General features: G+C 55.8%; 20 protein-coding genes. 9 read left to right on the forward strand and 11 right to left on the reverse strand.

Going from position 1 to position 21,593, the window contains the following annotated elements; translation table 11 throughout:
* The first annotated feature begins 47 nt into the window (after positions 1-47).
* The gene (locus AB8880_05880; protein XDZ66909.1) at positions 48-773 is read left to right on the forward strand and encodes an FkbM family methyltransferase; all 726 of its coding nucleotides are present in this window, start codon (positions 48-50) and stop codon (positions 771-773) included.
* Positions 774-998: 225 nt separating this feature from the next.
* On the opposite strand, the gene AB8880_05885 is transcribed toward AB8880_05880, so the two are convergent.
* Positions 999-2,156, reverse strand: a complete 1,158-nt coding sequence (locus AB8880_05885) for a hypothetical protein (protein ID XDZ66910.1) — start codon at positions 2,154-2,156, stop codon at positions 999-1,001.
* Positions 2,157-2,251: 95 nt separating this feature from the next.
* Here AB8880_05885 and AB8880_05890 point away from each other — a divergent pair, with 95 nt between their 5' ends.
* Complete coding sequence (locus tag AB8880_05890) at positions 2,252-3,433, forward strand: acyl-CoA dehydrogenase (GenBank protein ID XDZ67030.1); 1,182 nt, start codon at positions 2,252-2,254, stop codon at positions 3,431-3,433.
* Positions 3,434-3,463: 30 nt separating this feature from the next.
* Here AB8880_05890 and AB8880_05895 read toward each other — a convergent pair whose 3' ends face one another.
* Entirely contained in the window at positions 3,464-3,985 is a 522-nt protein-coding gene (locus AB8880_05895) for a histidine phosphatase family protein (GenBank protein XDZ66911.1), read from the reverse strand.
* A gap of 165 nt (positions 3,986-4,150) precedes the next feature.
* Here AB8880_05895 and AB8880_05900 point away from each other — a divergent pair, with 165 nt between their 5' ends.
* Both AB8880_05900 and AB8880_05905 read left to right on the forward strand, forming a co-directional pair.
* Entirely contained in the window at positions 4,151-5,155 is a 1,005-nt protein-coding gene (locus AB8880_05900; GenBank protein XDZ66912.1) for a cysteine synthase A, read from the forward strand.
* 5 nt (positions 5,156-5,160) lie between these two features.
* Positions 5,161-6,015 carry a sulfurtransferase gene (locus AB8880_05905; protein ID XDZ66913.1) on the forward strand — a complete coding sequence of 285 codons (855 nt, stop codon included), beginning with the start codon at positions 5,161-5,163 and terminating at the stop codon, positions 6,013-6,015.
* 18 nt (positions 6,016-6,033) lie between these two features.
* On the opposite strand, the gene AB8880_05910 is transcribed toward AB8880_05905, so the two are convergent.
* The 4 genes from AB8880_05910 to AB8880_05925 all read right to left on the reverse strand — a co-directional run bounded on the left by AB8880_05910 (position 6,034) and on the right by AB8880_05925 (position 10,582).
* Positions 6,034-6,822 (reverse strand): amino acid ABC transporter ATP-binding protein, encoded by a 789-nt coding sequence (locus AB8880_05910; protein XDZ66914.1) that lies wholly within the window; start codon positions 6,820-6,822, stop codon positions 6,034-6,036.
* Between the two features lie 21 nt (positions 6,823-6,843).
* On the reverse strand, positions 6,844-8,289 hold the full coding sequence (locus AB8880_05915) for an amino acid ABC transporter permease (protein ID XDZ66915.1): 1,446 nt from the start codon (positions 8,287-8,289) through the stop codon (positions 6,844-6,846).
* A gap of 1 nt (position 8,290) precedes the next feature.
* Positions 8,291-9,508: an amino acid ABC transporter permease gene (locus AB8880_05920; protein ID XDZ66916.1), complete on the reverse strand. Its 1,218-nt coding sequence runs from the start codon at positions 9,506-9,508 to the stop codon at positions 8,291-8,293.
* Between the two features lie 84 nt (positions 9,509-9,592).
* A complete protein-coding gene (locus AB8880_05925) occupies positions 9,593-10,582 on the reverse strand; it encodes an amino acid ABC transporter substrate-binding protein (GenBank protein XDZ67031.1) in 990 nt (329 codons plus the stop codon).
* Between the two features lie 268 nt (positions 10,583-10,850).
* On the opposite strand from AB8880_05925, the gene metC reads away from it, so the two are divergent.
* The 3 genes from metC (at position 10,851) to AB8880_05940 (ending at position 14,234) form a co-directional block, all read left to right on the forward strand.
* On the forward strand, positions 10,851-11,969 hold the full coding sequence (gene metC / locus AB8880_05930) for a cystathionine beta-lyase (protein ID XDZ67032.1): 1,119 nt from the start codon (positions 10,851-10,853) through the stop codon (positions 11,967-11,969).
* Between the two features lie 131 nt (positions 11,970-12,100).
* A complete protein-coding gene (locus tag AB8880_05935; protein ID XDZ66917.1) occupies positions 12,101-13,180 on the forward strand; it encodes a tartrate dehydrogenase in 1,080 nt (359 codons plus the stop codon).
* Positions 13,181-13,190: 10 nt separating this feature from the next.
* Entirely contained in the window at positions 13,191-14,234 is a 1,044-nt protein-coding gene (locus AB8880_05940; protein XDZ66918.1) for an aldo/keto reductase, read from the forward strand.
* A 69-nt stretch (positions 14,235-14,303) separates the two neighbouring features.
* Here the strand turns inward: AB8880_05940 and AB8880_05945 are convergent, their stop codons facing one another.
* Both AB8880_05945 and AB8880_05950 read right to left on the reverse strand, forming a co-directional pair.
* Positions 14,304-14,732: a cupin domain-containing protein gene (locus AB8880_05945; GenBank protein XDZ67033.1), complete on the reverse strand. Its 429-nt coding sequence runs from the start codon at positions 14,730-14,732 to the stop codon at positions 14,304-14,306.
* Positions 14,732-15,718, reverse strand: coding sequence for a quinone oxidoreductase (locus AB8880_05950; GenBank protein XDZ66919.1), 987 nt, complete (start codon positions 15,716-15,718; stop codon positions 14,732-14,734). Before AB8880_05950 ends, AB8880_05945 begins: the two co-directional genes overlap by 1 nt.
* A gap of 154 nt (positions 15,719-15,872) precedes the next feature.
* Between AB8880_05950 and AB8880_05955 the strand changes: the two genes are divergently transcribed.
* The gene (locus tag AB8880_05955; GenBank protein ID XDZ66920.1) at positions 15,873-16,484 is read left to right on the forward strand and encodes a class I SAM-dependent methyltransferase; all 612 of its coding nucleotides are present in this window, start codon (positions 15,873-15,875) and stop codon (positions 16,482-16,484) included.
* Between the two features lie 8 nt (positions 16,485-16,492).
* Positions 16,493-17,392, forward strand: a complete 900-nt coding sequence (locus AB8880_05960) for a DMT family transporter (GenBank protein ID XDZ66921.1) — start codon at positions 16,493-16,495, stop codon at positions 17,390-17,392.
* Here the strand turns inward: AB8880_05960 and AB8880_05965 are convergent.
* From AB8880_05965 to AB8880_05975, 3 genes are read right to left on the reverse strand one after another with little or no spacing between them, the layout of a single operon-like run.
* Positions 17,389-19,443: an ABC transporter permease subunit gene (locus tag AB8880_05965; GenBank protein ID XDZ66922.1), complete on the reverse strand. Its 2,055-nt coding sequence runs from the start codon at positions 19,441-19,443 to the stop codon at positions 17,389-17,391. The genes AB8880_05960 and AB8880_05965 overlap by 4 nt on opposite strands.
* A 16-nt stretch (positions 19,444-19,459) precedes the next feature.
* On the reverse strand, positions 19,460-20,497 hold the full coding sequence (locus AB8880_05970) for an ATP-binding cassette domain-containing protein (GenBank protein ID XDZ66923.1): 1,038 nt from the start codon (positions 20,495-20,497) through the stop codon (positions 19,460-19,462).
* Positions 20,498-20,552: 55 nt separating this feature from the next.
* Positions 20,553-21,515 (reverse strand): ABC transporter substrate-binding protein, encoded by a 963-nt coding sequence (locus AB8880_05975; GenBank protein ID XDZ66924.1) that lies wholly within the window; start codon positions 21,513-21,515, stop codon positions 20,553-20,555.
* Between the last annotated feature and the right edge of the window lie 78 nt (positions 21,516-21,593).

The raw sequence follows: 21,593 nt of genomic DNA on the forward strand, positions 1-21,593 counted from the left end.
TTATCTGGTACAGCCCCTTAAACAATTCTCTAAATCCTAATGCTGTTATGGCCTTTATTGAAAGGTTTAGAGATAACTATGTATCTCTAGACCTTATCAGAGTTGGGGGTAAAGGAGATGGTGGTTATTTAATTCCAGATGTTAGAAATGATATAAGCCATTGTTTCAGCCCAGGTGTATCTGACACCGCTAATTTTGAAGACGAATTAAGCAAAACTAATCGAATAAAATCTTTCATGGCCGATGCAAGCGTAGATAATTCGCCCCTATCTAACGACGATTTTAATTTTATAAAAAAATATTTAGGTAACAGGTCAAATGGTGATTTCATTACACTCAAAGATTGGATGAATGATAGTCTTAATGGTGATGAAAATGGATTGCTTCTTCAAATGGATATTGAGGGAGGAGAGTATGATGTCCTAATTTACGAGTCAGCTGAAACACTTTCTAGATTTAGCGTAATGGTTATCGAATTTCATTCTTGGCAATTAATTTTTCAGCATCATTTTCTAAAAATGATAAGCAGTATATTTGAAAAGATATTTGAAAACTTTGTCATTTGCCATGTTCATCCAAATAATTGTTGTGGAATTGCTGAATATGAAAAAATAGAAGTTCCGAGGGTTCTGGAAATCACATTTATTAGAAAAGATTTGATAGATAAATTCATCTCCTCCAAGAAAATTAATCTTCCACATACATTAGATCAGAAAAATGTAAAACAAAACGCAGATATATTTATGCCTGTAATCTGGTGGAAGAAAGATTGATAATCTTAATTCATTTAAAAAATAAGTTTAAATTTAAGGTGCTTTTTATACACATTCCAAATACGTTTTTCATGCAAATCACTAAAGTATCATTTTGCTAAAAATATGTAATATTACTCCATCCATTTCCTTAACTCACAAAATACACCATTTCTTTATTTTGAGCATATTAATCAGAATAACTGCCCCTTAGGTACTCAGGCTGAAGATCTAAGTTCTTGATAATCACGGGTAGTGGCGGATATCCGTGCCCAGGAGGGTGACCGCGGTATCCGGGGCGGCGGCGAAACCAAGAAAAGACGAGAACGGCGTCGGGCCCGATGGCCGCATGGAAAAACTGATGGTGCCGCCCTTGTGCAGGAAATCTTCAATCGCCGGAGCAAAGAGCGTGTAGCTTCTGGGGGCGTAAAGACCTGCTGTCATGGCCAGTTGTTCCATGATTTCGGCCACCGCTTCATCTCGGCCTGATCCGGATTGCTCCCGGTAGGATGAAAACGCCAGCGGCAGAAAGCCTGTATCGGTGATCGTAATTTCTGCTTTGTTGAAAAGCCCGCCTGAAAGAATGAGTGCGCCCATCTGTTCGGATGAAGACATGTCAGGCGAACGCAGAACGGCATCAAGCATCTGTAGCGTCGAGTTCAGAAACCCGATATCGATCATCAGCCTTGCCGTGCCAAGACCTTCGATGGTGATATCGGTGTCGGTCAGGGTGTTGACCCGGTCTGCCATCTGGTCAAAGGCGGATTCCATGCGGGCATCGATTACCAGACGCTCAAGGCCGAGATCAGCCAGTTCACGGGCAAATTCCGAACTCGCGCTGGCCGGGGAGATGACAAGCTGATCAATCACCAGCGTGCCTTCCTGCAAGGGCAGGTTTTCAAGCACCCCGAGCGGCACCTGAAGCGTGGAAAGATCAAGCCTGTTCACGGTCACGATCCCCTCATCCTGAAAATCCATGAAAAGACCTTCAAGAAGGACATCCCCGAAAAGAAGAATGTCGTCTTCAAAGGTTTCGCCATTGATGATCTTTGCTATATTCGGTGACGTGCCGCGCAATTCGAGGCCGGACCAGTCCATGCTGGACAGGGCGATAATCCCATCGGTATTCTCAAAGGTAAAATTCTGCACTTCGAATGTATCGATGCGGAGACGCTCCGGATACTCGAGCGGCGTTGTCCTGATATGGAGATAATCGGCATAGGCGATATCTCCGGTATTGAGATGAAAGACCACGTCCCTGATCTTGCCATTGAAGGTTTCGGGATCCATATAGCCGGATTTGTATTCGATCTCACCTCCCCGGTAGGTGAGACTGCCCGCATGGGCAATGGAAGATAAAAGCATGCATCCGAGAACAACGAGAATATGAAGGGCTTTAATCACGGGGGCAATCTCCAGTTTTCCGGATTTCCATTGTTTCAACATATTGCCTTTATGTCCAGCCATGGATAAGTTGTGGTCATTATGGAGGGCATATGATGGCTAAACCTGTATTTCAGTGGGATGATCCCTTTCTTCTTGACCAGCAACTCAGCGACGAGGAGCGGATGGTGCGGGACAGCGCCCGCCGCTTCGCGGAAGATGTGCTTCTGCCGCGGGTGATCGAGGATTATCGCGAAGAGGGATTTGACCGTTCCATCATGCTGAAAATGGGTGAAATGGGCCTGCTGGGGCCAACCATTCCGGCAGAATATGGCGGCGGCGGCATGAACCATATCTGCTATGGGCTGGCTGCACGGGAAATCGAGCGAATCGACAGCGGTTACCGTTCCGCCATGAGCGTTCAGTCATCGCTTGTCATGCACCCGATCAACGCGTTCGGCACCGAAGAGCAGAAGCAACGCCTGCTGCCAGCACTTGCCACGGGTGAGAAGATCGGTTGCTTCGGCCTCACCGAACCGGATTACGGCTCAGATGCCGCATCGCTCATCACCAGGGCGGAAGAGGTTGACGGCGGATATGCGCTTACCGGCTCAAAAATGTGGATCTCCAACGCGCCGATTGCTGATATCGCGATTATCTGGGCCAAGCTTGATGGCGTGATCCGGGGGTTCATCGTTGAACGCGACAAGGCTGGTGACGGGTTCACCACCCCGATGATCAAGGGAAAACTCTCGCTGCGCGCCTCCATGACCGGTTCGATCATGATGGACGGGGCTTTTGTTCCGGCGGAAAACATTCTGCCCGGGGTCGAAGGAATCAAGGGCCCGTTCTCCTGCCTTAACAAGGCACGATACGGCATTTCATGGGGGGTCCTGGGGGCCGCTGAATTCTGCTGGCATGCCGCGCGTCAATATACGCTTGATCGCAAACAGTTCGGCCGTCCGCTTGCGGCAAACCAGCTCATCCAGCTGAAACTGGCCAATATGCTGACGGAAATCACCATTGCGTTGCAATCCTGTCTTCGTGTCGGGCAGATGCTCGATGAAGGCACCTGCCCGGTGGAAAACATTTCCATCGTCAAGCGAAATTCCTGCGGCAAGGCCCTCGATATCGCCCGCATGGCAAGGGATATGCATGGCGGCAACGGCATTTCGGAGGAATATCACGTCATGCGCCACGCCGCCAATCTTGAAACGGTGAACACCTATGAAGGTACCCATGATGTGCATGCGCTCATCATCGGCCGCGCCCAGACCGGGCTTCAGGCGTTCATGTAGGGGAAAATTCGGCAAAGATGCCGGCCCGTATCAGGTGTTGAAGCCGAGTTCACGGGGCCGCAGGAGCGACAGCATCTGGCCGGTATCGTATTCAAGATCCCTGAAGGTTTCGGGTTCAAATACAAGATCGGCCAGGGCGGCGGTGGGAAAATCGGACACCGATTTGGACGCCCTGTTGCCATCTTCGGCCATCAGAAGATGGGCAAGAACGAAAAGCCCCGGATTATGCCCGATCACCATCGCAACCCGGGCATCGGCGGCGCGGGTGGTAATCACCTCAAAAAGCGTGTCGCCATCGGCAAGATATAGCCGGTCATCCTGAATGACTTCAGGCCCGGGGCCGAAAACACCCATCACTTCATCGGCTGTCTGGGATGTCCGCACGGCAGGAGAGACGAGAATGACTTCAGGGAGCGGCATATGCTGCTGCATCAGTTCCGCCATCTGGATGGAGTTGCGTACCCCGCGTGAAACAAGCCGGCGGTCACGATCATGACCACTTGGGGATGTGTATTCAGTCTTGCCATGGCGAAAAATGAATAATCGCGCCATTCCAGCCTCCCTCACCCGAGTATCTTGCCCCATGACGGCCGATCAAAAAAGAGTTTTCATCAAAAATACCCGTTTGGAGTAAATTTTTCCCTGTGGTGAGGTCAGGGTTTGTCACGACACGCAATCTGTTCTAAAACACCTCAACACATTGATGGAGCATCGCATATGGCCAAGATATATCCCGGGTTTCTGGAAAGCATCGGCGACACCCCGCTGATCCAGCTGAGAGGTGCAAGCAAGGCGACCGGCTGCATGATCTACGGCAAGGCCGAGTTCATGAACCCAGGCGGATCGGTGAAAGACCGCGCCGCCCGCGGCATCATTGAGCGAGCCGAAGAAAGCGGTGAGCTGAAACCGGGCGGGATGATTGTCGAAGGCACGGCCGGAAATACCGGCATCAGCCTTGCCATGTGCGGCAATGCGCGGGGATATACATCCGTCATTGTCATGCCCGAAACCCAGAGCCAGGAAAAAAAGGACGCCTTGCGCCTGCTCGGGGTCGATCTTCGCCTCGTGCCAGCGGTTCCCTACAAGAATCCGGATAATTACGTCCGCTATTCCGAACGACTTGCCAATGAGCTGGCAGCGCAGCATGAAGGCGGCGTCATCTGGGCCAACCAGTTCGACAATATCGCCAACCAGCATGGTCATTATACTTCAACCGGACCGGAAATCTGGGAGCAGACCGGCGGCAGGATCGACGGGTTCACCTGTTCGGTCGGCTCCGGCGGCACGATTGCCGGTATCGGCCGCTACTTGAAGGAGCAAAACCCCGATATCACCATCGCGCTCAGTGATCCGGAAGGCTCGGCGCTCTTCAATCACTATGCCCATGGCGAGCTCAAGGCCGAAGGAAACTCGGTCAGTGAAGGGATCGGTCAGGGGCGCATCACCGGCAATCTCGCCATGGCGCCGATTGATACCCAATATCGCATAAGCGATCTTGAAGCCCTGCCGCTTATCCATGATTTGCTGATCCATGAAGGCCTGTTGCTTGGCGGCTCCAGTGCCATCAACGTCGCGGGGGCTATCCGGCTTGCGAGGGATCTCGGGCCCGGCCATACGATTGTCACCATTCTCTGCGACAGCGGCCAGCGGTATCAGTCGAAAATCTGGAATCCCGAATTCCTCCGGGAAAAAAGCCTTCCCATCCCCACCTGGCTGGAGTGATCACGATGAGCCCTCTTATTTCAGCACATGATGCGATCAAGCTTTTGGGTCAGGACGGCGTTGTCTTTCTTGATGCAAGCTATCATCTGCCCAATTCGGGCCGTGATCCGGAGGCCGAGTATCTCGAACGCCGCATCCCCGGCGCGATACGCTTTGATATCAACACGATCGCCGATCCCACCGCCGAGCTGCCCCATACGATGCCGACGGCGCCGGTATTCCAGCGTCATATGCGCGCACTCGGTCTCCGCAATGAAGATACCATCATTGTCTATGATGATTCGCCTTTCTATTCCTCGGCCCGGGCCTGGTACATGCTCCGGTATTTCGGCCATGGGGATGTGCGGGTGCTGAATGGCGGCCTCACCGCCTGGATGAAAGCGGGCGGCGCGACCGAGCATGGATCGCAAATCCCATCGCTTATGGCCAGCCAGTTTACCTGCGATGAGCCCAGAGGCAATGACGGCGTGATGATGCTCGGGGCGATGCGGCGACTTGTTGACGTGCCGGCGGCTCAACGCAAGCGGCAGGTTGTCGATGCCCGTTCGCGCGGCCGTTTTGCCGGTACCGAAGACGAACCACGGCCCGGGCTTGCTTCCGGCCACATGCCCGGGGCGATCAACATCCCCATCGGCAGCCTCATCGACCGTGACACCGGGCTGATCAAGGATCTTCCCGAACTTGAAGAGATTTTCAGCATTCTTGATAAAGACACACCTGTCGTGACCACCTGCGGTTCAGGGGTGACGGCCTGCGGGCTGGCGCTGGGGCTGGCCATGATCGGGCGTGAGGACGTGGCGATCTATGACGGCTCCTGGAGCGAATGGGGAAGCCGCCCGGATTGCCCGGTTGAGCAGTAAGCCGAAACTGCCGCAGATTCAGTGATTGAGGATTTGGCTGAGGAACAGCTGGGTCCGGTCACTCTGCGGGTTGTTGAAGAATTCCTCGGGCTCGTTCTGCTCAATGATCTGGCCTTCATCCATGAAAATCACCCGGTTGGCGACCTTGCGGGCAAAGCCCATTTCATGGGTCACGCAGATCATCGTCATGCCATCCTCGGCAAGCGAGACCATCGTATCGAGCACTTCCTTGATCATTTCCGGATCAAGGGCTGACGTCGGCTCATCAAAGAGCATGAGTTGAGGCTGCATGCACAGGGCGCGGGCAATCGCCACGCGCTGCTGCTGGCCACCGGAAAGCTGGCCCGGATATTTGAACGCCTGTTCCGGTATCTTGACCCGCTCAAGGAAGGTCATGGCAATGTCTTCGGCCTCTTTCTTGGGCATCTTGCGCACCCAGATCGGTGCCAGGGTGCAGTTTTCCATGATGGTCAGATGGGGAAAGAGATTGAAATGCTGAAAGACCATCCCGACTTCACGGCGGATTTCCTCAATGTTCTTGAGGTCTCTGTTCAGCTCAATCCCGTGGACATGGATATCGCCCTGCTGATGTTCCTCAAGCCGGTTGAGACACCGGATCAGCGTGGATTTGCCTGAACCGGAGGGCCCGCAGACAACAATCCGCTCCCCCTTCTGAACTTCGAGATTGATGTCGCGCAGCACATGAAAATGACCAAACCACTTGTTGACCCCCTTCATGGAAACGACGATCTCATCGCTTACCGTCATTCTTGAGCGATCTATGGCTGATTGTTCACCTTTGGACATGAGAAGCTCCCTTGGCTCAACCTAGTGCCTGCGGCTGCGGCTAAGCTTGTTTTCCATAAAGATTGAATACCGCGACATGCCAAAACAGAAGACAAAGAAAATCGCGGCAATGAACAGATACATGCTGTGGCTCTGCACCGGCGAGGCCCAGGCGGCATCGGCCAGCGCCGACTGCCCTGCCCCGAGCAGATCGAAAAGACCGATGATGCTCACCAGTGTTGTATCCTTGAAAAGACCGATGAAGGTGTTGACAATACCCGGGATGACATGGGTCAGCGCCTGCGGCAGGATCACCAGCCGCATCGACTGCCAGTAGGTGAGCCCCACCGCCGATGAGCCTTCGAACTGCCCCTTGTCGATAGCCTGAAGGCCGCCGCGCACCACCTCGGCCATATAGGCCGCCGAGAACAGCATCACCCCGACAAGCGCCCGCAGAAGATTGTCAAAATTCACCCCTTCCGGCAGGAACAGCGGCAACATCACCGACGCCATGAACAACACCGTGATAAGCGGCACACCGCGCCAGAATTCGATAAAGACCGTACAGATGATCCGCGCCGCCGGCATGGTGGACCGGCGCCCGAGGGCAAGAAGAATCCCGAGAGGCAGCGAGGCCACAATACCGGTGATCGCCACCACCAGCGTGATCATCAACCCGCCCCAGTCATTGGTGTCGATACGGTCAAGCCCGTAGCCTTCGGCGAAAAGGGCAAAGATGAGGGCAAAACCGATCACGAACCAGCCGGAAAGCTCGATCTTTCTGGCGTGATCTTCAATCCGGCGATCAAGCCTGCCCATGGCGCCAAGACGCGCCACCGTCATCAGCCCCAGCCCGATCAGGATCAGGGCCATCAGGGTGGTGGGGGTCGGGCTCAAAATACCGCCGAGAGTCAGGATGCTGAGCGTCGCGGATGAGGGATCAAGCTTGCCGTAAAGCAGGATGATCGCCAGCACCGGATAGACCGTCAGCAGGAAAATCCCAACATAGCGGCGGAATGGCAGAGGTTCGATCAGAAGCCAGGCCAGCGCAACAAGACCGATGATACCTGTGAGGTTGACGCGCCAGAGCTGGTCGATATCGTAGGGGCCGTACATCAGGAACTTGAACTTCGCCTTGACGAACGGCCAGCATGCGCCATGCCAGCCCGAGGGCAGCTCCCCGCCCTGATCCACGGTCCAGCAGGCTTCGCGTTTCAGCCCGTCCGGATCTGTCCACACCGCCGAAATGAAGGCAAAGTCAACAAGACTGATAATCTGCGTGATACCCACATAGCCTATGAGCAGCGTGAAAAACGCCATAAGCAGAGATTTGATCGCCGCAACCGGAGATGAGAAATCCGTCATGCTGGCGAGAATATTCCTGTGCAGCCAGCCGAGCGCACCTGTCTGCGATGCCGGCGGCGGTAAAAGCGGTGCAGCCTCGGTACGGACAAAGGCAATGGAGGATGTCGTTTTTTTCCTGGCCATCCTATCTCTCCACCAGTTTGACGCGAGCATTGAACCAGTTCATGAAAATCGAGGTCAGGATGGAGAAGGTCAGATAGACGCTCATCATCATGAAGATCATCTCAATTTCCTTGCCAACCTGGTTGAGCGCGGTTCCGGCAAAGACCGAAACAAGTTCAGGATAGGCAATGGCAATGGCCAGCGATGAGTTTTTGGTCAAATTAAGATATTGCGAGGTCAGCGGCGGAATGATCACCCGCATCGCCTGCGGGATAATCACCAGACGCAGGATCGGGTTCGGCTTCAGCCCCAGCGCCAGCGACGCTTCGGTCTGGCCCTTGTTGACCGCCATGATCCCGGCCCGCACAATCTCAGCAATAAAGGCGGCGGTGTAAAGCGAAAGCGAAAGCCAGACGGCCAGCATTTCAGGCACCAGCACCATGCCGGCACCTTTCTGGAAACCGCGTTTGAGAATTGGTCCGGTTTCCTTGAATTCAGGATATTCAACCACCAGCGGGCTGCCGGAGACAAGAAACACGATCAGCGGCAGGCCGATCAAAAGGCCAAGCCCGGCCCAGAAAGCCGGAAAGATCCGGCCGGTTTCCTGCTGACGTTTCGTCGCCCAGCGATTCATGAAAAAGGTGATCACCACGGCGATGGCAAAAGCCCACATGGTGAGGGAAAACCCATCCTGGGGAATGGCCGATGGCAGGTAGAGGCCGACAATGTTGATGCCGATCACATCGGGAATGATATCAACCTTGCCGCGGGCGTTGGGCAAGGAGCGAAGAACCGCGAAATACCAGAAGAACAGCTGCACCAGCAGAGGAATATTGCGGGTGAGTTCGATATAGACCGTCGAAAAGGCGCGGAAAACAAAATTCTGCGAAAGACGCATGATGCCAAAGGTGAAGCCCAGAATGGTGGCAAAAATAATCCCGAGGAAAGCCACAAGGAATGTATTGGCAATACCGATGAAATAGACATCCAGATAGGTTGACGTGCCAACCTCGTAATCAAAAAGCCAGGTGCCCAATGTATCGGAAATGGCGAAGCCCGCGGTCTGGGTCAGGAAGCCGAACCCCACCGACTTGTTCTGCGCCTGCAGGTTCACGGCCGTATTATCCACGATCCACCAGAACCCGAAAACAAGCGAAAGAATAAGGAGAACTTGGAAGATAATGCTTCGGGTCCGTGTATCGTAAAGATACTTCAGCAAAAGCGATTTATCTGAGTTCATTTTTCAAAATCCATGTGTTGGATTGTCTTAATTAAAATACCGCCTGGCAATATTGCCAGGCGGTACGTTCAGTGATGCGCGTGATTAGCGAATCGGCGGGGCATACATGATGCCGCCCTTGGTCCACAGGGCATTGACGCCACGGGCAAGCTTGAGCGGGGTGTTCTCACCCACGTGCTTCTCATAGCTTTCGCCGTAGTTGCCAACCTGCTTGATGATGTTATAGGCCCAGTCATTGGACAGACCCAGTTCTTCACCAAAGTTGCCTTCCTTGCCAACAAGACGAGCAACACCAGGTGTTACCTTGTTGTACTGGGTGGCGTTAACATTAGCAGAGGTAATACCCATTTCTTCTGCGTTGATCATGGCATTGAGCGACCAACGCACAATGTTGAACCACTGATCATCACCCTGACGAACAACCGGGCCAAGAGGTTCTTTGGAAATGATTTCCGGCAGAACGACATGGGCATCCGGGTTGGTCAGTTTGCCACGCTGGGCGGCAAGACCGGAACGGTCGGTGGTGTAGACATCGCAGCGTCCCGCATCATAAGCGGCAACAACTTCGTCAGCCTTTTCAAAGGCAACAAGGTTGAAGCTCATGTTATTGGCGCGGAAATAATCCGTGATGTTCAGCTCGGTGGTGGTGCCGGTGTTGGTGCAGATGTTGGCGCCGTCCAGTTCAAGGGCGGAAGTCGCACCAAGAGCGGTTGGAACCATCATGCCCTGACCGTCGTAGTAGTTAACGCCGGCGAAGTTCAGGCCCAGCTGGGTGTCACGTGTCATGGTCCAGGTGGTGTTCCGGGACAGGATATCGACTTCGCCCGAGCTCAGCGCGGTGAAACGCTGCTTTGCGGAAAGCGGCGAGTACTTGACCTTGCTGGCATCACCGAAGACAGCGGCAGCAACAGCGCGGCAAAGATCAACATCAAGACCGGTCCAGTTGCCGGAATCGTCCGCATTGGAGAAACCAGGCAGACCCTGGCTCACCCCACACTGGACGAAACCTTTCGCCTTCACTTGTGCGAGTGTGCTATCACCATGGCTGCCAGCCATGGCATTGGATGCAAGCATAAGACCTGCAACGCCGACAATAGCGGTTGTCAGTTTTTTCATAATATCTTCCCTAGTTTGTTTTGTCTGGGTCAAATGACCCTGTAGGGCGCAGAATAATCTGATTTACGCGTGATTGACAATAAATTTTTGACTAAAATCATTAGTTTGGAGTAGTTCTTAGGTACTGTTTTTAGCTTAAATGTTTTTAATTACACGAAAAAAAACAACCGAGGGCATGATGAAAGACACCCAAGCAAAAAAAGCCACCTATGCTGTTCACGCCGGCATGAAGCCACATGAAAACCACGGAATCCCCAATGTTCCCGTGTATCATACGTCCACTATAATGAAAGCAACACTGGACGATTACCGCCAGCGCCGCGGCAAATACGATTATGGCCGCCTCGGCACCCCCACTTCCGACGCGGTTGAGTCATCGGTTGCGGGATTATACGGCAGTGACGATGCGGTTGCGGTGCCTTCCGGGCTTGCGGCGATCACCACCGGTGTTCTGGCCGTGGTCAAGAGCGGTGAGCGCGTGCTTTTCCCTGATAGTCTTTATGGCTCGGGGCGACGTTTTGCCGAAGTCGTGCTGCCGCAGATCGGCGTCGAACCTCACTTTTATGATCCGCTTGCCGATGTCAGCGCCATTGCCGCGATGATAACCGATAATACCAGCCTGCTTTATATCGAAACCCCGGGAAGCCTTACGTTCGAGATGCAGGACACCACCGCCCTGGTGGCGCTGGCAAAGCAGCACGGGCTCCTTACCGCTTGCGACAATACCTGGGGAACACCATTTTATTTTAATGCGGTAGGTCATGGAATTGATGTGATAATTGAGGCTGGAACAAAATATATCAGTGGCCATTCCGATGTCAGTATCGGGTTTGTGGCCTCATCGGGGGAAACGGCGCGGCGCATCCGGCAATATACGGTAAATATCGGTCTTTGCGTGGCGCCTGATGATCATTATCTGGCCTTGAGGGGAATGCGGACGATGGCGCTCAGGCTCCGGCAGTCCGAAGCAAACGGGCTGGCACTGGCCAGATGGATTGAACAGCAGCCCGAAGTCACCGCGATGCTCCATCCGGGGCTTGAAAGCCACCCCCAGCATGGCTGGTGGAAACGTGATTTTACCGGCGCGAGCGGCCTTTTCGGCTTCGTGCTCGACAAGGATATTCCCGATGCGGCGGTGGATGTGATGGCCAATGATCTGTGCTTTTTTGGCATCGGCGCTTCCTGGGGCGGGCATGAAAGCCTGATCAGCGAAGGTCATCTGAAGCGTTCGGTCACGTCCCTGCCCGATGGTCGGCTGATGCGGATCTATGCGGGGCTTGAGGATACGGATGATCTGCTGGCGGATCTGGCCGCCGGATTCGAGCGGATGCGGAAAGCAAGATAGACGGCGGCGGCATTTTCAGGTGCCTGGCATGATATCTCCCTGACTTGATTGACAGGGATTGAGGCTATACTCTCTACCCGGAGCTGCCAATGGCTCCGGTTTCAATCGCTTCTTCCTTCGTGAGTTCATCCATGAGTAAAAATCAGTATAACATTGCGGTGATACCCGGTGACGGGATCGGCAATGAAGTGGTTCCCGCGGCGCTCAAAGTGCTGGATGCCGCCTGCGAGCGGTTCGGGGTCAATCTCAATTACACCCATCATGAGTTTGCGTCCTGTGCCTATTACGAGGAACACGGCCAGATGATGCCCGATGACTGGAAGGAACAGATCAGCGGGGATGACGCCATTTTCTTCGGGGCCGTGGGCTGGCCTGAAACCGTTCCGGACCATATTTCGCTATGGGGATCGCTGATCAAGTTCCGGCGTGAATTCGATCAATATGTCAATCTGCGGCCGGTGCGCCTTCTGCCCGGGGTGCCCTCCCCCCTTGCCGGACGCAAGCCCGGGGATATCGATTTCTATATCGTGCGGGAAAATACCGAAGGCGAATATTCCTCCATCGGGGGGCGCATGTTCCCGGATACCGAACGCGAGGTTGTCATTCAGGAAACCGTCATGTCGCGCCATGGCGTGGACCGGGTGGTCAAATTCGCCTTTGATCTTGCCCGATCACGGCCGCGAAAACACCTGACATCGGCCACCAAATCGAACGGGATTTCCATCACCATGCCGTATTGGGATGAACGGGTGGAAGCCATGGCCGAACATTATTTCGATGTCACCTGGGACAAATATCATATCGATATCCTGACCGCCAATTTCGTGCTTCATCCGGACTGGTTCGATGTCGTTGTCGCCTCAAATCTATTTGGTGATATTCTGTCCGATCTCGGCCCGGCCTGTACCGGGACCATCGGCGTTGCGCCTTCGGGCAATATCAACCCCGAAAAGACATTCCCGTCGCTTTTCGAGCCTGTTCATGGATCGGCGCCGGATATCACCGGCAAGGGTATCGCCAACCCCACCGGCCAGATCTGGGCCGGGGCCATGATGCTTGAACATCTCGGCCATGCCGATGCCGCCAAGGCCATTGTCGAGGCCATCGAAGTCACCCTGGCTGACCCGAAATACCGGACCGGTGATCTCGGCGGCGAGGCCGATACCCTCACCGCTGCCGCCGCCATCGCCGAACACGTCGCCCGAAACTAGGAGAATTTCAATGGATTATCGCCAGCTTGGCCGGACCGATCTCAAGGTATCGTCGCTCTCACTCGGCAGCATGACCTGGGGCACCCAGAACACCGAAGCCGAAGGTCATGCCCAGATCGACATGGCCCTTGACCATGGCATCAATTTTATCGACACCGCCGAAATGTATCCGACAACGCCGATGTCAAAGGAAACCCAGGGCGAGACCGAACGCATCATCGGCACCTGGATTGCCGGCTCCGGCAAAAGAGACAAGATCGTGCTGGCAACCAAGATCACCGGCGAAGGCAACATGAATGTCCGTGACGGCGCACCGATCACCCGGGAAACCCTTGAACAGGCGCTCGCCTCCTCCCTCCGGTCGCTGCAAACAGATTATATCGATCTTTACCAGTTGCACTGGCCGAACCGCGGCTCCTACATGTTCCGGCAGAACTGGACCTTTGATCCCTCCGCTCAGGACAGCGAGGCCGTTGCCGCCAATATGATCGAGGTGCTGGAAACCCTCGACAAGTTTGTCAAAGAGGGGAAAGTTCGCCATGTGGGGCTTTCCAATGAAAGCGCCTGGGGGACGATGCGCTGGCTGCAGATCGCCGAAGCGCATGGATACCCGCGCATGCAATCAATACAGAACGAATACAGCCTCCTGTGCCGTCTATACGATACCGATATGGCGGAGCTCAGCCATCATGAAGATGTCGGCCTGCTGGCCTTCTCGCCGCTTGCGGCCGGGCTTCTCACCGGCAAGTACAGCGGGGGAGATACGCCGGCCGGATCACGCCGGAGCATCAATGACAGCCTCGGCGGACGGATCAATCCCCGCATCTGGCCTGCCATCGATTCCTATCTTGCCATCGCCGATAAACACGGCCTTGACCCGGTGCATATGGCGCTTGCCTGGTGCCAGCAGCGGCCTTTCATGACCTCGGCAATTTTCGGGGCAACAAGCCTTGAGCAGCTGGAGCGCATTATCAAGGGCAAGGATCTGGTGCTGGGCGAAGACGTGATGGGCGCGATCAACGACGCGCACCGCGCCCACCCGCTGCCATATTAAGCGGCACTAAATCAGGCTCAAAAAACGCCTCGGGAAAGGGCCCATATCCTGCGGATCACTCCCCGCGGATCACTCCCCAGCGCTTTCGGGCGGGTCCACCAGTTCTGTTTTGAATTCAGCCGGTGAGGTGATTTCGATCAGTTCCAGATCATCGCTGTGGCGGATTTCACGGTGGCGGATCCCCGGCGGTTGCAGCGCTGCCGAACCGGGGCGGAAAGTCACCTCCCCCTCACCTTCGTATTCAAAGGTCACCCAGCCTTTGAGGATATAGATCATCTGAAAATCGAGATCATGAATATGCCAGTTCGGCTCAGCATGGCGGCCGGGTACGGCGCGGATCACATGGGCGGCGTATTTCCCGCTCGTCGCGTCCTTTATGCCAAGATCGCGATATTCAAAAAATGCCCGCAACCCGCCGGTAAATCCGCCTTTTGCAATCCCTCCCCCATCGGCGTGACTGACGGTGAAGGCCTGCCCTTTCCAGAGTTGCGATGCCATCATCCTCTCCCGGTATCGAAAACGGTTGCGCCGGTTGTCCGGCGGCTGGTCAGCGCCTCAAACGCCCTGGGGACGTCTTTAAGGGCATAACGCTGATTGATATCGATCCGGACATGGCCATTTGCCAGCATCCCGAACATGTTCCCCGATACCTCGGCAAGGCTTTCGGCGGTGGCGATGAAATTGAAGAGCGTTGGCCGCTGGGCATAAAGTGAGCCATTCTTGGCAAAATCCGCCATGGCGAGATTGCTGATCACCCCGCTTGACTGGCCGAAGGACACGAAAAGGCCGAAGGTCTTGATGCAGGTCAGGGTTTTCGGATAGGTGGCCTGGCCAACGCTGTCATAGGCCACGTCGACGCCTTCACCCCTGGTGATCTCGCGGACGGCTTCGGCGAAATCCGTGCTGTTGTAATTGATGACATGGGTGTAGCCGGCAGCTTTCGCCTGCTCGGCCTTCTCATCGCTGCCAACGGTGCCGATGGATAACGCCCCGAGATGCCCTAGCCACTGCCCGGCAATAAGCCCGACGCCGCCCGCCGCCGCATGAAAGAGCACTTTTTTCGAGGCATCCACCTTGAAGGAACGGTTGAGAAGATATTCCACCGTCATCCCCTTGAGCATCGCCGCCGCCGCGACTTCATCGGAGATATCATCGGGAAGGCGGACCAATCGGTTCGCCGGCATCACGCGTTCTTCCCTGTAAGCACCATTGGGGGTCGTGTAGGCTACGCGATCGCCAATTTTGAAACCGGTCACGCCTTCGCCGATCGCGGCGACAATTCCAGCGGCCTCGCCCCCGGGGATCTGCGGGCCGTCTTCGGGAAAAGGGTAGACGCCGTTGGTCATGTAGACGTCGATGAAATTGAGCCCGACTTTTGTCTGGTGGATGAGAACTTCACCCGGACCCGGATCAGGTGTCGGGATATCCCGCCATTCCAGAACCTCAACACCGCCGGGGGTATCCGCGCAAATTGCATATGCCATGATTGTCTCCTGATCATTCCGTGCTAATACGATATGGGAAGGTAATGTCCCCGGTCAATGGCAGCGGTGCCATGGGTGGGGATTTTGAAGATGTGATGATTCAACGCCGGGGAGAAGCAACCGGAAACAGAGTTTAATTATGGAGTTTATGACCATGGGTGATCCCGCCGCATTCTGGAACGAACGCTATCAGAAGCCAGATTACATTTTCGGCACCGAAGCCAATGATTTCATCAAGGCCGTCACGCCTTTTGCCCGCCGGGGGATGAAGGCTTTTGCGCCGGCAGATGGCGAGGGCCGGAACGGCGTGCATCTGGCGCGGCTCGGCTATGAAGTCACCAGCGTCGATGTCTCCGATCTGGCGGTGGAAAAGGCCCATGCGCTCGCCCGGGCCAATGGCGTTGAGATCAACGCCCATACCGGTGACCTTTTCGACTGGGACTGGGGGGTGGAGGAATATGATCTGGTGATTGTCTCATTCATGCATTTCTACCCCGATGATCATGCCCGTTTTGTCGAGCGGATACGGACCTGCCTGAAGCCGGGCGGGCTGCTGGTCTTTGAAGGATATACCCCGGATCAGATCCCGCTTGGCTCCGGCGGGCCGAAAAAACCTGAAATGCTGCTGACGGCAGAAAAACTGAAGCATGATTTTGACGGATTTGATATTCTTTTCCTTCAGGAACTGAGGCGCTTTCTCGCCGAAGGACCACGCCACCAGGGCGAAGCTGCCACCGTGCAGCTTCTGGCCAGAAAACCAGCATAGACAGCGCCATGATCCACGCCCTCCTGAAGAGAGAACTGAGCAAGAAGACCGCGATGATCACTGTTCTTCTGGGCTCCTCGATCTGGGGGTTTCTGTGGATGCCGCTTCGGGCGATCGAAGCCGCCGGCATGGGCGGGATCTGGGCCAGTCTCTATTACACGATCATGCCCATCCCCATTCTCGGGGTGATCTATGGGCCGGTTCTGTTGCGGGACCGCCGGCATTGGCGTGTCTACTTCATTGCCGGCGGGGCCATCGGTGCCGGGTTCATGCTCTATATCATCGGGCTGATCGTCGGCTCGGTGACCAAGACGACGCTGATCTTCTACCTCACCCCTGTCTGGTCAACCTTGATGGGGATGGCCTTTCTTGGTGAGAAAAACCGCCCTGTTCTGTGGCTGGGCAATGCGCTCGGGCTCACGGGCTGCGCCATGATCATGGGGATTTCGCCAGGCTCGCTGAGTATCGAGCCCGTGGACCTGCTCGGGCTGGTGGCGGGGGTGCTGTGGTCTGTCGGTACGGTGGCGATCCGCCGCTACCCCGAAGCCGATATCGGCGGCATCACGCTGATGCAGTATATTCTGGGCTCTGTCGTGGCGGTGCTCGGCATCATTGCCGTGGGCGAAGCTACGCCGTCCGTTGACGTGCTCTTGCGGGCAACACCGGTCGCGTTTATCGCATCGACGGTGGTGTTCATGCCGGTCTTTCTTCTGATCTGCCGGATTGCCCAATATGTTTCGCCTGCGATCATCGGTATCCTGATGTTGTCCGAGGTCTTCTTTGCCATTCTGACGGCGTATCTGCTGCTGGATGAACCCATGATCTTCAGCCAGTGGATCGGCGCCGGCCTGATCATCCTGACCGCGTTGCTGGTGACGATGGCGGAAGCCAGAGACAACGACGCCTAAAGATCGCTTTTGGCGCCAAGTTCAACCGCCCATCCGCGCAGGATCCTGTCCGCGATGATGGCGATAAAGGCCATGGAAAGCCCCGCCGTCATGCCGAGGCCCGTATTCGCATCACGGAGGCCGATATTCACCTGCTCGGCAAGCCCCCTCGCCCCGACCAGCACGGCGATGATCAGCATCGCAAGGGCGAAAAGCACCGTCTGGTTCAGGCCCAAAAGGATGCTTGGCCGTGCCACGGGAAGTTCGATGAAGAGAAGTTTCTGAAGCCGTGAGCATCCTTGCGCGGTTGCAGCCTCAATCAGGGTGGCGGGAACGTTCCTCAGCCCGTGTTCGGTATAGCGGATCAGCGGCACGATCGCATAAAGAACGATTGCCACCAGCGCCGAGAACTCATTGATCTGGAAAAGCGCTACCGCCGGAATGAGGAAGATATAAAGCGGGATCGACTGCAGGGTGTCGTTGATCGGCTGCATGATGCGCGACACCGTATCTGATTTTGCCGCCCAGACCCCGAGAAGGCAGCCGACAACAAGACAGACAAGCACCGCCGCCGAACAGAGATAGACCGAATAGAGCGCATCCTGCCAGTGACCGGCCCAGGTGATGAAAAGCATCATCAGGACAGAAGAAATTGCAAACTTCCAGCCCGCGAAACGCCAGCTGAGCCAGGCGACGGTGGGCACCACCACCCACCAGGGCAGAAAGGTGAACCCGCGATAGAGAACAAGACCGGTCGCGGCGATCAGCACCGCCGAGGCGATACGCTGGCGGGTGAAGAGATAAAGGCTGAGGAGGCCAACACAACCGAGATAGAGAAACTTCATCATCGGGGTGAAATCAACCCCCCACGTAAAGGGAAGGATAGCCTGGGTAAGACCGATGCGCATGGGAAGAAGCACGTAGACAAGGGCGGTGTTCTTGATCCGGTCAAGCGCCATCCCGTATTCGCGGATGAACCCGTTGAGGCTTGAATTTATTCCCGCCTCCGCCTCGCGAAGCGACATGGCCGTATTGACCGCAAGAGTATCGAGATTTTCGGCAAAAACGACACCAAGCGCCCCTGCACCAATGACCAGCGCAAGATCACCAAGGGTGAGCTGACGCCGGTGTCCGGGGGCGGAGGGCTCGGCCGCCGCCCTTGTCAGCCGGTCAATCACCACCGCCAGCAACACGATGACTATCCCTGCCCCGAGCGCTTCACCAAAACGGGCAGATCCCTTGTTGGTGGCGACCAGCACTTCGCGGCCGATATCATCAAACCCGCCGATAACCGCGGCAATGATCACCATGGAAAGGGTGGCAAGAACCGTCTGGTTGACGCCGACGAGGATCTGCTGTTTGGCGTGGGGAAGTTCGATGGAATGGAACCGCTGCCAGGCGGACGCGCCGGAAATATCGGCAACCTCACGCAATTCCAGCGGCACCTGACGCAGCCCGAGCATCACGTTTCTTGTAATCGGCGGGGCGGCATAGATCATGCTGGCCAGCACGCCGGGCACCGGACCGAAGCCGAAAAGCACCACCAGCGGGGCAAGATAGGCAAAGGTGGGGATGGTCTGCATCAGATCAAGGGCGGGCTGAAGCACCAGATTGGCGCGGCGAGATTTCGCCCCAAGCACGCCAAGCCCGAAGCCAAAGATAAGGGCAAGCGGCACCGATACCCCGACCATGGCCAGCGTGTTCATGGATTTGAACCAGTGCCCCGAGAGGGCCATGTAGAGGACGGCCAGGGCCGAAAACGCGCCCAGCGTCGGGGATTTCAGCCTCAAACCCAGCACCCCGCAGGCCACAACGAGGGCAAGCCAGGGGACGGCGTGAAGCCAGGACTGAAGCCCGCGGACCGACGCATCGACAAGTCCGGCCACAAAGCGCAGCCCGGGTTTGAAGACATCGACAAAAAGCGAAATACCCCGGTTGATCGCATCGGCCAGCGTTTCCGCCCCGGGAACAGGTGCAAGAGAGAGGAGCGGCAGCGTTTCGGGCAGAAGAATGGCCAGGGCCGCAAGCATTGTTGCCGCCATGGCAAGAAGCAGTTTCCGATCGGCAATCATTGGACACCCGCCTCCTTTACTGGTTGGCCGCAACGGTGGCGAGAATGTCAGCGCGCATGACCTTGCCGATGGTCTGGCCTTTTTCATCGCAAACCTTGATCCGGTCCCCGCCATCACCCATCGCCAGCATGGCCTCTTCAAGCGAGGCGGTCATGGGCAGGGCAAGGTCAGTCCTGATGCGCGAAGCCGGGGTCATGATATCCTTTAGCTTCAGGACCTGCAGGCGCGGCACATCACGCACGAACGACCGAACGTAATCATCTGCCGGATGAAGCAGAAGCGAGGCGGCGCTGCCCTGCTGAATGATCCTTCCATCGCGCATGATGGCGATCCGGTCTGCAAGACGGACGGCTTCGGCAAAATCATGGGTGATGAAGATGATGGATTTGCGCAGACTGGCCTGAAGATCAAGGAGTTCATCCTGAAGCTGCCGCCGGATCAACGGGTCAAGCGCGCTGAACGGCTCATCAAGAAGCCAGAGTTCAGGATCAACCGCCAGCGAACGGGCAATGCCGATCCGCTGCTGCTGGCCGCCGGAAAGCTCATTCGGGAAGGCATCGCCGCGACCTTCAAGACCCACCAGTTCAAGCATTTCCCGTGCCTTGGCGTCGCGGGTGGATTGATCCTCCCCGCGAACCTTCAGGGGGAAAGCGATATTCTGCAGGGCCGTGAAATGGGGCACCAGCCCGAAATGCTGAAACACCATGCCCATTTTCCGGCGGCGGATATCCCGCAACGCCTCTTCACCCATGGCAACAAGATCCGCACCATCAAAGAGAACCTCCCCGATCGTGGGGCGCTGCAATTGGGCGATACTGCGCAGAACGGTCGACTTGCCGGAGCCAGAAAGCCCCATGATGACAAAGAGCTCCCCCGGCGCAACGTCAAAACTGACTTCCCGCGCGCCGATGATGCCGCCATGATCCAGCGCGGCCTGTTCCATCTCATCAGCGGTGCCGTTCCGGGCGGCGATCTCGCGGCATGAATTTTCCGCCCGCTCGCCAAAGATCTTCCAGACCCCGCGGCATTCTATCTTCGCTTGGTGTTCGGTCATATGCTTTTGCCCTGAGGCAGAGGAAAAAGGGGCGGCACGCGGCCGCCCCCTCAAGTTACATGGATTTCGCTTTGGAAATCATCGCATCGATGGAGCCGGCATTGGCATCGATATACGCCGCAACGACCTTGTTGATATCCTCGCCACGGCTATCAACCGCCGCCATCATGTTCTGCTGGCTGGTGGCATCAAGCGTGTACATCTTGAGGATGGCATCGGCCATCGGCCAGGTGTCAGCCATGCCGGACCAGGTGACCTTGAAGATGCGCGTCGGGCTGAAATCGCAATCGCCGGTGGCGTTCGGATTGACGCCCCAGGAGGCATCCGAATAGCACTCATCGGTACCGGCAGGAAGGGCAACCCATTCGGTATCGTATTCGGCCAGCGCCCAATGCGGCTGCCAGAAGGTCATGACAAGGGGGGATTTCTTGGCGATGGACGCCTCAAGCTCGGTGATGAGCGCCCCTTCGGAACCGGCCGGAACGGCGGTGAAATCAATACCGATGGCTTCAAAACGGTCCTTGCCGGGTGAGCCCCAATCCGCCGGGTAATCAAGCAATCGTCCCTTGGGGAGCGTATCGACGGTGGCAAATTTCGCCGCACAGGCATTGAGCGCTTCCCAACTTGGCAGGCCCGGGCACATTTCCTTCATGTGTACGGGGTAGAGAACACCTTCCCGTGCATCAAGACCAAGATCACCGATATCGATCACCTTGCCGGCATCGGCGGCTTCGTTGAACTGACCTGGTGCGTTGGAGGTCCAGATCTCAAGCGTGGCGTGAAGATCACCTTCTCCAAGAGCAATGAACTGCGGGCCATAACCGGCGGTCACGTATTCAACGCTATATCCGGCACGTTCCAGAATTGCCCCGGCAACACGGGTTGATAGATGCTGACCTGTCCATTCATTGATCGCAAGCTTGATTGGTTTCTCCGATCCCATATCAAGTGCGGACGCCGCGCCAGTAAAGGCAACTGAAACCCCGAGGGCCATCGCAGCGATGGTGGTTTTTAACATTCTTCAAATCTCCCTGTTAACTTTTATGGTTGGATAGTGTTTACGACACATTCATAAACCTGATCGTTCCTTACAAAT

It is taken from the genome of Alphaproteobacteria bacterium LSUCC0684 (genome assembly GCA_041228335.1).
Taxonomy (GTDB): domain Bacteria; phylum Pseudomonadota; class Alphaproteobacteria; order Puniceispirillales; family UBA1172.

Excerpts from the sequence above, each read along its gene's own strand:
- AB8880_05880 (XDZ66909.1), top strand. The coding sequence starts at position 48 with ATGGCCTTTATTGAAAGGTTTAGAGATAACTATGTATCTCTAGACCTT.
- AB8880_05890 (XDZ67030.1), top strand. The coding sequence starts at position 2,252 with ATGGCTAAACCTGTATTTCAGTGGGATGATCCCTTTCTTCTTGACCAG.
- AB8880_05895 (XDZ66911.1), bottom strand. The coding sequence starts at position 3,985 with ATGGCGCGATTATTCATTTTTCGCCATGGCAAGACTGAATACACATCC.
- AB8880_05900 (XDZ66912.1), top strand. The coding sequence starts at position 4,151 with ATGGCCAAGATATATCCCGGGTTTCTGGAAAGCATCGGCGACACCCCG.
- AB8880_05905 (XDZ66913.1), top strand. The coding sequence starts at position 5,161 with ATGAGCCCTCTTATTTCAGCACATGATGCGATCAAGCTTTTGGGTCAG.
- AB8880_05910 (XDZ66914.1), bottom strand. The coding sequence starts at position 6,822 with ATGTCCAAAGGTGAACAATCAGCCATAGATCGCTCAAGAATGACGGTA.
- AB8880_05915 (XDZ66915.1), bottom strand. The coding sequence starts at position 8,289 with ATGGCCAGGAAAAAAACGACATCCTCCATTGCCTTTGTCCGTACCGAG.
- AB8880_05920 (XDZ66916.1), bottom strand. The coding sequence starts at position 9,508 with ATGAACTCAGATAAATCGCTTTTGCTGAAGTATCTTTACGATACACGG.
- AB8880_05925 (XDZ67031.1), bottom strand. The coding sequence starts at position 10,582 with ATGCTTGCATCCAATGCCATGGCTGGCAGCCATGGTGATAGCACACTC.
- metC (XDZ67032.1), top strand. The coding sequence starts at position 10,851 with ATGAAGCCACATGAAAACCACGGAATCCCCAATGTTCCCGTGTATCAT.
- AB8880_05935 (XDZ66917.1), top strand. The coding sequence starts at position 12,101 with ATGAGTAAAAATCAGTATAACATTGCGGTGATACCCGGTGACGGGATC.
- AB8880_05940 (XDZ66918.1), top strand. The coding sequence starts at position 13,191 with ATGGATTATCGCCAGCTTGGCCGGACCGATCTCAAGGTATCGTCGCTC.
- AB8880_05945 (XDZ67033.1), bottom strand. The coding sequence starts at position 14,732 with ATGGCATCGCAACTCTGGAAAGGGCAGGCCTTCACCGTCAGTCACGCC.
- AB8880_05950 (XDZ66919.1), bottom strand. The coding sequence starts at position 15,718 with ATGGCATATGCAATTTGCGCGGATACCCCCGGCGGTGTTGAGGTTCTG.
- AB8880_05955 (XDZ66920.1), top strand. The coding sequence starts at position 15,873 with ATGGGTGATCCCGCCGCATTCTGGAACGAACGCTATCAGAAGCCAGAT.
- AB8880_05960 (XDZ66921.1), top strand. The coding sequence starts at position 16,493 with ATGATCCACGCCCTCCTGAAGAGAGAACTGAGCAAGAAGACCGCGATG.
- AB8880_05965 (XDZ66922.1), bottom strand. The coding sequence starts at position 19,443 with ATGATTGCCGATCGGAAACTGCTTCTTGCCATGGCGGCAACAATGCTT.
- AB8880_05970 (XDZ66923.1), bottom strand. The coding sequence starts at position 20,497 with ATGACCGAACACCAAGCGAAGATAGAATGCCGCGGGGTCTGGAAGATC.
- AB8880_05975 (XDZ66924.1), bottom strand. The coding sequence starts at position 21,515 with ATGTTAAAAACCACCATCGCTGCGATGGCCCTCGGGGTTTCAGTTGCC.